This is a genomic window from Acidisphaera sp. L21 (genome assembly GCF_009765685.1).
GTDB lineage: Bacteria > Pseudomonadota > Alphaproteobacteria > Acetobacterales > Acetobacteraceae > LMUY01.
Map to the genome: position 1 here is coordinate 1 of NZ_LMUY01000017.1, position 8,356 is coordinate 8,356.

The 8,356-nt window shown below is 60.6% G+C and carries 9 protein-coding genes; 5 read left to right on the forward strand and 4 right to left on the reverse strand.

What is annotated here, in order from left to right; translation table 11 throughout:
* Positions 1-195 (forward strand): hypothetical protein (locus tag GSQ76_RS31020; protein WP_216850903.1); only part of this gene is annotated, 195 nt, incomplete at its 5' end.
* A 28-nt stretch (positions 196-223) separates the two neighbouring features.
* Here GSQ76_RS31020 and GSQ76_RS32455 read toward each other — a convergent pair.
* A complete protein-coding gene (locus GSQ76_RS32455; protein ID WP_158742782.1) occupies positions 224-451 on the reverse strand; it encodes an AlpA family phage regulatory protein in 228 nt (75 codons plus the stop codon).
* An 860-nt stretch (positions 452-1,311) separates the two neighbouring features.
* On the opposite strand from GSQ76_RS32455, the gene GSQ76_RS04820 reads away from it, so the two are divergent.
* From GSQ76_RS04820 to GSQ76_RS32580, 3 genes are all read left to right on the forward strand, one after another.
* Entirely contained in the window at positions 1,312-1,665 is a 354-nt protein-coding gene (locus GSQ76_RS04820) for a type II toxin-antitoxin system RelE/ParE family toxin (RefSeq protein WP_158742783.1), read from the forward strand.
* The gene (nadS, locus tag GSQ76_RS04825) at positions 1,662-1,988 is read left to right on the forward strand and encodes a NadS family protein (RefSeq protein ID WP_174247290.1); all 327 of its coding nucleotides are present in this window, start codon (positions 1,662-1,664) and stop codon (positions 1,986-1,988) included. The genes GSQ76_RS04820 and nadS overlap by 4 nt, the downstream gene beginning before the upstream one ends.
* A 77-nt stretch (positions 1,989-2,065) precedes the next feature.
* The gene (locus tag GSQ76_RS32580; protein ID WP_408836167.1) at positions 2,066-2,557 is read left to right on the forward strand and encodes a YbhB/YbcL family Raf kinase inhibitor-like protein; all 492 of its coding nucleotides are present in this window, start codon (positions 2,066-2,068) and stop codon (positions 2,555-2,557) included.
* Positions 2,558-2,575: 18 nt separating this feature from the next.
* Here the strand turns inward: GSQ76_RS32580 and GSQ76_RS04835 are convergent, their stop codons facing one another.
* From GSQ76_RS04835 to GSQ76_RS04845, 3 genes are read right to left on the reverse strand one after another with little or no spacing between them, the layout of a single operon-like run.
* A complete protein-coding gene (locus GSQ76_RS04835; protein WP_158742785.1) occupies positions 2,576-2,971 on the reverse strand; it encodes a hypothetical protein in 396 nt (131 codons plus the stop codon).
* 1 nt (position 2,972) lies between these two features.
* Positions 2,973-5,138 (reverse strand): hypothetical protein, encoded by a 2,166-nt coding sequence (locus GSQ76_RS04840; RefSeq protein ID WP_158742786.1) that lies wholly within the window; start codon positions 5,136-5,138, stop codon positions 2,973-2,975.
* A 20-nt stretch (positions 5,139-5,158) separates the two neighbouring features.
* Positions 5,159-6,130, reverse strand: coding sequence for a hypothetical protein (locus tag GSQ76_RS04845; RefSeq protein ID WP_158742787.1), 972 nt, complete (start codon positions 6,128-6,130; stop codon positions 5,159-5,161).
* 266 nt (positions 6,131-6,396) lie between these two features.
* On the opposite strand from GSQ76_RS04845, the gene GSQ76_RS04850 reads away from it, so the two are divergent.
* Positions 6,397-7,782 (forward strand): methyl-accepting chemotaxis protein, encoded by a 1,386-nt coding sequence (locus GSQ76_RS04850; RefSeq protein ID WP_158742788.1) that lies wholly within the window; start codon positions 6,397-6,399, stop codon positions 7,780-7,782.
* Positions 7,783-8,356 lie beyond the last annotated feature (574 nt).

Genomic DNA, 8,356 nt, shown 5'->3' on the forward strand with positions numbered 1-8,356 from the left:
AAATCTGAACTTGGAGGTCGCATTCGCGACTTCAGCAGAGCTCAGATTGGCTCGCTGCCAAAGGGGCTTTTGACCTTTGTGTTCGACTTCAGCCCAGCGGCACGAAACGCCGACTGGCGGGGGAGAAGCTTCACAGACACTCGAAATCGAACCGGTGGTCTCGTACCTGCTGATCTACTGCACGAAGCGACCTAGGTGAAATGGGCGCAGTTGTGGGGGAATGCTAATCACTCTTTGCCCCAGACCGACTATCGGCTGTCCCGACTTTATATCCGACTTGCGGCCGGCTCTGCATCCAGGCTGTGACCTCCGATTCGAGCCAGGCGACTGCCCTTTCACCAATCTTGCGCGGAGCGGGGAAGTCTGATGTGCGCACGAGACGCTCTATGCTCGACCGGCAGAAACCGGTGCGACGCACAACCTCGGGGTAGCGCAAAAATGCCTCCGTCACGGCCTTCTCCTAATCTGATGCAGGCCACCCTAGGGCGCTGTAGAGGTCTTACACCCAGCTTGACGCCAAACGATCTCTGCCAAGGAAAGGTCGACGCAGAAGCCGTGAGGCCAGAAATTGAACAATAAACCGCCTGACGCCCTCTGGACCATCACTGAACTGGCAGCGTATCTCCGCTATAGTGAGGCGACCGTGCGCAGCATGAACAGCCGGTCGCCCGAGCGCTTGCCTCCAAGGGTATTGCATTTGGCTCATCCACGCTGGAACCCGGAAGTAGTGCGGGAGTGGTCGCGCTAGACAACAGTGACGAAAGGTAAGGGAGGGCGCCCTCGTAAAACGCTCGTCCTCCTCTTTGCGCAGTCGAAGACATAGGCAGTGGACGCTTCGAACAAGCGCCCACTTCCAGATTGGCCTCGTGGCATGACGGAGGACTTGGCTGCAGCTTACATCGGCCTGTCCAAGGTCAGCCTGCGCCTCTAGAAAAGGGCGGCGAGTTCTCCGCGGTTTGGCTGACCAGCGGCAGAAAAGGTCTACCTGCGGGACCATCTGGACGCATTTCTAGATCGAAAAGCGGGGGTCGGCCCAAGCGTGGCCGTTTGAAATTCATGGGACGATGCTGACCCCATGGCGAAGCCATCCAGATCGGCCGCCCAGAGCGCCTACGTTCCAAGGAGGTTGCGAAGATAACCGGGCGATCCCGCTGATCTCCGATAGCGCGGGTCAAAAACACGCGGAGAGCCGGCGCGACAGGTGTCTCAGAATCTCCTGTCGGTGGCCGGCACCCTACTTAACGATCTGATTCACCCTACCGACGAGGTATACGTCATTGACGCATGTGCGTCGTTGCCGTATAAGCTATCATGCATGCCGTTGCCGAAACCTCCATTTTCACCAGGCGCGCAGATGCACTGCTCAGTCGCGACGACAGGACGGTTTTGATATCAACGCTGGCAACCGATCCCGAAGCTGGAGATTTGGTGCCAGGTCTGGGAGGGATCCGCAAACTGCGGTTTGCCCCCGCAGGCCGCGGCAAGAGTGGCGCCTTCCGGGTGATCTACTATCTGGCTGGCGTAAATGTGCCGGTGTTGGCGCTGCTGATCTACGCCAAGAACGAGCAGGACAACATCAGCGCCGAACAGCGCCACGCGCTGCTAGCCATTATCAACGCCTACAAGGCCGAACGACGGGCCAAGAAGAAGGGGACAGCAGAATGAAGAAGGGCATTCCAGGCAGCGACATTGGCGACGAACTCATCGCCTCGTTGCAAGAGGGGATGGAGATCCTGACGGGCCGCAAGGCTCCTGCTCGTTTCTACCCGGCCCCTGCCAAGGTAGACGTGCGCGCAATTCGCGATCAACTCGGACTAAGCCAAGCCGCATTTGCCAGACGCTTCGGGTTTTCAGCGGCAACGGTGCGAGAGTGGGAACAGGGTAGGCGTCAACCAGAGGCCGCCGCCCGGGTATTGTTGCTCATTATTGCGAGCAAACCCGAGGTGGTGGATGAGGTGTTGGCTGCCAATATGCCGCAGGCGGCTTAGGTCATGCTATGACATCTTTTGTATCCCGCTTCGGCCATGCAATCCATCGCTTGCGGCCTGGCATCGACGCCCTCGCAATGGCGCGTTTCGGCACGCCAACCCTGACGCTCGCCTCGGCCGCTTTCGAGAATGGCGGGGCGATCCCGATACGGTTTACTGGTGACGGCGCCGGGCTGTTCCCGCCGTTGCAATGGTCTGGCATGCCAGAGGGCACTGTATCGCTGGCGCTGCTGGTGGAGGACGCGGACGCGCCCTTTCCAAGGCCTCTCGTTCATTTGCTTCTACATGCCATGCCCGCAACCCTTCAAGGGCTAGCAGAGGGCGCGGTGCCAACTGCGATGGCGCATAGCCGTATGTTCTCGGTGGGTCGTAATTCGCTGGGGGGTCGCGCTTGGTTACCGCCGACGCCGATCCCCGGACACGGACCACATCGGTACGCCTTCCAAGTTTTTGCGCTGGCAACCGCCTTTGCGCCACGCCGCATACCGGGGCGTGGCGCGTTGTTGGTTACCGCTCGGCGAAGCCTGCTTGGCTACGGGCGTTTGATTGGAACCTACGAACGTCCTTAGCATACGCATTGCTTACTGTTACGCGTGCCCACCACCCACAAACCGAGCTATCAGCGCCCTCACCTGGTCCAGCACCCGCTCATCATTTCCGTGCATTTGGACGACCTTCCGGCTGTCCACGGCATAGACGACCTCGGCCACGATCTCTCTGGGGAGAGGCGTTTCAATCGTCATGGTGATAGGCAGCATCCACACGAGGGCCAACTCCCCATGCTCGTCTTCCGGCCAAAGATAGAGCGACCGAAAGCCGGGACGGAGCGCCTTGCTCAGCGTGCACGCCTCGGTCAGCACGTTCCCATCCAGGAGTGGCGGGAAAATGCCGCCAAGGTGCCGACCCGTCCCATCGTAGATTTCGACTAGGTCTAGAGCGGGGAACGGGTTGGGCTGATCGGGGGCGTGAGACGCGTCGGACATATTACCTTCCCAAGCTGGACAACTGATTGGGCGTGGACGCCATCGGCATCGCGGCACCCAAGTCCGCTAGTGAATTGAGCCGCACCGGTTGCCGCTTCGTCTGTGGGTAGACGGCATGCTGGGCGGCTACGGCGGTGCTGGCACCACGGGTGGCTGACAGGTTGCGAAGGATCACCATCGCCCGGCTGGCCACGGCCTTCTCGTTCGAGGGCGTGAGTTGCTCGAGCAGCACCCGGGCAAGGGCGGGGTGCAGCATCGCCTCTTTCACTAGATCGTTGGTCTGGCTGATACCAGCGGCCTTAAGGGCGGTAAAACCCGCTCCTGCCTTATTCCCGAGGTACGCACCTACCGGACCCATCTTCGCTCCCAGAATAGTCAGCAACCCGGTGACGCCGTGCACCTTCGCCATGCCCATCAGCGACGATCCCTTGCCCGCGATCATGCCAGCGATCTTCTGGGTGCTGTCCGAGCCGCCTGGCACACGCGTGCCATCCACCGACAGATTGTCCCGCTGAAGGGTCAGAGCAATCCGGCGCATCGCGTCTACCTGCTGAGGCGACATCACGTCGTGCAGCGCCGGCGCCGCGCGGTTGACGAAACTCTGGAACTGATCGGACTTCAGCTTCTCGATGCCACTCTCCCCGGCAAGCGCGTTGCTTTGCAGGCGGCTGAAGATGTGGTCAACCACGGCACGCTGGATACCGGCGCGGGCGGCTGGATCGGTCTCCGTCAGGCGGGCGAGCTCGGCCATGTCACGCTGCCGGGTCGCAGAGTTGAGGATCTGGCCGATGCGGTCGGCGGGATCAGCGCCACCGAGGAAGTGGCGGGCCACGCTGTTTTGGTAGTTCCGCAGCGCGACGGCGTGATCCTCGGCCGAATTGTTCAATGTCCGTTGGGCGGCGGCGGCGTTGTCAAATTGGGCTTTGATATCGGGCCGCGCGGATATGGCGCCATCGTAGGTTTTCACCCACTGCGCGTATTTGCGCGGATCCAGCACGCCATCGGGGGCGGCGGCTTTGCGCAACGAGTAGGCGGCGTAATCCGCGATAGAGGATGCTGCGATGGGCGAGCCACCCGCGGCTGATGTGGCGGCGCGTACGCTGTCAGCGCCCTTGGGACCACCTTGCCACACACGCTGCATTACCTCGGCGTCACCCCAACCTGGATTCAGCGGATGGGTGGCATCCAGGGCGGTGCGGGCAGATTGAAGATCCACAAGGCGCTGACTGGCCTGTTGGGCGGTATCGAACCGACCGGCGACAGACGGGTCAGCTTTGGCGAGGGCTTCAAAGGCAGCCGCGTTCTGCTGGCGCCACCGGGCGAACTTCGCGGGATTGAGAGTGCCGTCTGCATTCGTCGCAGCGCTGCGAAGATCGAAGGCGGCAAAGTTCGCAATCTGGCCTGCCGTGAGGCCGCCATGAATGGCGGCTTGGACCTTCTCGGCGGCGTTAGTCCCTTTGGAGAAAATGGCAGATGGCACAGCGCTGTCGTGCATCAAAAACGTGCCCTGCGTCGGGCCCGGCGCAAGGACAGGACCCACCCCGGGGACTTTCGCGCCGTAGGTCTGCTTATGAACGCCGTAAGCGGCGTTCGCCTCCGCAATCCGATCGACCGCAGCCTGGTCGGCATTGGCTACGAGGGGCGGTGCTTGGCTCGATAAGCCCGGATGCCCCTGAGTGTCAGGAAATCCCCTTCGCGAGACGCTTTCTGCTGAAGATACGCCAGAAAAGGCCCTTGGTCGGCCTCCGGCATAGGTTCCAGAAGCTTGGATATCACCCCGATCAAGTCCTCGTCCGTTAGCGTCGGAGGCGGCTGCGATTGAGGCTCTTCCGGCATACCAATCCTGTCGCGCATCAGCCAAGTTCGATGACCAACGACCCATCATACTGTCTTTCGGCGCCATTGTGCCAGCCCGCACGGCGGCGGCGTCCTGGCCAGCCTGGCTCTCCACGCTGTCCTGCAAAATGTTGGCCAGGCTGCTTCGGAGCTGGGACAGTCGGGCATATGTCTGCGCCTGGGCAGGGTCAGATCGAGCCGCACGCATCGCCGTGGTGACCCGGCTGTTCAGCGCTCCCAATTCACGGAACGACTGTGCATCCGGCAGATGAGCCATCGTGCCGAAGATTGCCGCTTCCTCCCCCGCCGGCGGCGCAGCGTTCTGCGGCATCTGGGCCAGGATCGTCTGGGCTACGGGTGGTCATCGTGGTGTGTCCTTTCGGGTCGGGAGACAGCCAAAGCCCCCAACTCCGATGCTTCCCCTGGACACACACACGCACCCAACATAGATTTGCAGCTGTTAGGACTGCTCTGGGTTGTGGTGGGCCCCCGCTTGGCGGCGGTGGTTTCGTCATCGGAGCTGGAATCGGAAGGCGTTACGTCGGAAGGCGTGGCGCCTTTCTTCTTTCTGCCCGGCGGCAAACCGCCGTTCGGTGGCAGAGAAGACTTTCCCGTGCGCTGCAACGAATCGCGCAACAGGTCGGAAAGTATGATCAGGAAGTCTGGGCCGATCTGAGCCGTGCGGCGAATGCAAGACCGCTCAAACAGTCCGTCGGTATCCGGTAGCAAATCCGCTGGAATACTGGGGCGGTAGAGGTCGAGGACGCTATCGCCATTCGGCAAGTCAAACTGGACTGAAACCTTGGGGCAGTCGGGTCCAGCCAACGTGAAGAAGATTTGCAGATCCGAATCCCTCAAAATCTTCTCGGTGAGAGAGCCGTCCGCAAGAGCCACCAAGAGCCTTTGGAAAATTTGCGAAAGATCCCCGCAATCCACGAAGGTGAGGATGCCACGATCAAACCCAGTGCTTAGCTGGAGCAGTGCATTGTCTGGTTCACGCGTCTTATAGTGATCCTCACGGCGAACCGTAACACCAAGCTCGTTGGGGATATGCTGCTCGCGCATACGGTGAACGAACTCAGCGCCGGCGAATATCGGCACCAAGACATCCATTGCTGTTGTCGGTTCTGCTACGGCAGCGCTCAGACCGTAAAAGGCGATGGGACGACACCCCCAATGCACAGTGCCTTTTTCACCCCCGCCTTTGCCGCTTTTCGGTAACTCGCCGATCTGCATACCAGTTTTGGCCAGCTTGGATGCTCGCGAGAAGGGAATGCCCCCTCGTTTCGTCACTGCCTCCACAACTGCGGATGTTCCGGCCATACCTAATAATTGCACACCCCCACACACGCCGCAATGGGTTGGGTCGAGCCGAACCAACTTTATTCACAGCCTCATGGCGGTAGACCTGCTGCCATCATGCAGGCTGGCCGGTGGAAGGGTTAGGCTACGTAAGCGCCTGCTGATCGCCAGATGGCGTGCCGACTAGAGGCGCCCGCACCCTGAGCCGCTCAATATATGACTGCTTAATCATTATGAAGGTTTGTACGCACAGATTAGCCAACACCTTGAGTGGCTGCCAGAACGGTATGACGCAATCCACCGACACGATGATCACGCGCATGACGCGGGAAGCCGGCCTGCTGAGCCTTGGCGTCGCGGACGTCGCCGGCTCGGTGGAAGACGTATCCGCACGGGTGACTAAGGGCGCCGTAGTGCTCGACCAGCTCCAGGTCGCTACCAACCAAGTTTCAAACGACAATGTCGCCGTCGCTGCCGCAGCTGAACACGCGCGGCAGCATGCCGTCACCGCACGTTCGGACATGGACCGATCATACGCTTCGCTGGAACAAACGGCTCTTGGCGTGTCCCAGCTTGCTGCGGCCGTGACCGCGCTGGGGGAGGACGGGGCCGCGCTGGAACAGGCGCTGCGCAGTATCGACGCGATTGCGATCCAGATCAGCTCCATCGCTGCACAGACGCGAATGTTATCGCTGAATGCGGCGATCGAGGCGGCGCGAGCGGGTGAAAGTGGACTGGGCTTTGCGGTGGTGGCGTCAGAAGTGCGGACACTCGCGGCCCGCACGGCAGAGGCGACGACAGGCATCCGTGCCACGGTAGACCGATTGCGCACGGGGGCACTCGCGATGATCGGCCGGGCAAAGGCGAGTGCTGCGCAGGCCGACCAAGTGAATGCGCAGAGTACGGACGTATTGCTCCTAGTGGGGCAGACCAAGCAGCGCATGGCGGACATCACCGAGCGCACCGACCACATCGCCAACCACACTCAGCAGGTGAGCGGCCGGTGTACCGAGTTGCAGCAAGCGATGCAGGAAATGTCGCGCGACATACACGGCTCGGACAATGACATTCGGCGAGCTCGCGACACCATACTAGGCTTAGTCACCATATCGGAGGAGATGGTGAGCGCAGTGCTGCAGGATGGCGGCGTGACCGACGACACGCCGTTCATCGAGTATGTGCAGAAGGTTGCGGCCCAAGTGGTCGCGTTATTCACGCGCGAACTGGATGCCGGCCGGTTGACTGAGGATGACTTGTTCGACGAGGATTACCAGGTCATCCCTGACACAAACCCCGGACAGATGATGGCGCGCTTTACCCTGTCCGCGGACCAGGTGCTGCCGCAGCTGATCGAAGCGGCGCAAAACTTCGACCCCCGCGTGTCGTATTGCGTGGTTATTGACCGTAACTGTTATCTACCGACCCATACAGAGGCGTATTCCCAGTCCCAGAGCGGCGATTCTGTGTGGAACGATGCCAATTGCCGACAGCGTCGGATTTATCGAGACCGGACCAACGATCGCGCCGCTGCAAACGACAAAATTTCCTTTTTACTGCAAACTTACCGTCGCAATATGGGTGGCGGGGTATTCGCCGTACTAAAACACGCCTCTGCCCCGATCAGGATCCGAGACCGCCATTGGGGGGCAGTGTGCATGGGGTATACGGCCTAGAATGCACGGGCTGCCAACAAGCCAGATAGAGCCTATGTGCCGCAGCTAGACCTACAGTAGCTATCCCCATCCGCCGGCAATGGTCGGACGCTACAGCCAGCACCTGGAGGCAAAGCGAGGTGCGGCGTCGAAGCTGGCGGCGCTGCAGGATCGGCGTGAGCAGCGGCATCGCACAGTTTGTAGGCCCTCGTTAATTTTCGGATTCTATATTTGAGTCATGGAACAAGTAGCACCCTGTCCAGAAGGCCCACCGCCGGTAGTTCCCAACAGTCATGACAGCGAACCCGTTGTGAAAGACCTGGACGGCAACCGAATACTAGACGTGTTCAAGAGGATTGAGTCTTACATGGCGACGCTTCCCCCGTAATCCTGTTTGTCCACGGCACTGCGGCCAGAGGAACGGGGCCTTGTTGTTCATTGGCCCGTAATCGAACTCGGTTATACCAAGAGAATGCCGGACGATCTTCCCGCCACCTCTTCCTCCCAGCTCTCTCCCGAGGCAAGCGAGGCAATTCGTCACGCCACGCGCCAGGCGGACGCATTCTCAGCGTGGATTAAGATGATTCTCGACCTG

Excerpts from the sequence above, each read along its gene's own strand:
- GSQ76_RS04820 (WP_158742783.1), top strand. The coding sequence starts at position 1,312 with ATGCATGCCGTTGCCGAAACCTCCATTTTCACCAGGCGCGCAGATGCA.
- nadS (WP_174247290.1), top strand. The coding sequence starts at position 1,662 with ATGAAGAAGGGCATTCCAGGCAGCGACATTGGCGACGAACTCATCGCC.
- GSQ76_RS32580 (WP_408836167.1), top strand. The coding sequence starts at position 2,066 with ATGGCGCGTTTCGGCACGCCAACCCTGACGCTCGCCTCGGCCGCTTTC.
- GSQ76_RS04835 (WP_158742785.1), bottom strand. The coding sequence starts at position 2,971 with ATGTCCGACGCGTCTCACGCCCCCGATCAGCCCAACCCGTTCCCCGCT.
- GSQ76_RS04840 (WP_158742786.1), bottom strand. The coding sequence starts at position 5,138 with ATGCCGCAGAACGCTGCGCCGCCGGCGGGGGAGGAAGCGGCAATCTTC.
- GSQ76_RS04845 (WP_158742787.1), bottom strand. The coding sequence starts at position 6,130 with ATGGCCGGAACATCCGCAGTTGTGGAGGCAGTGACGAAACGAGGGGGC.
- GSQ76_RS04850 (WP_158742788.1), top strand. The coding sequence starts at position 6,397 with ATGACGCAATCCACCGACACGATGATCACGCGCATGACGCGGGAAGCC.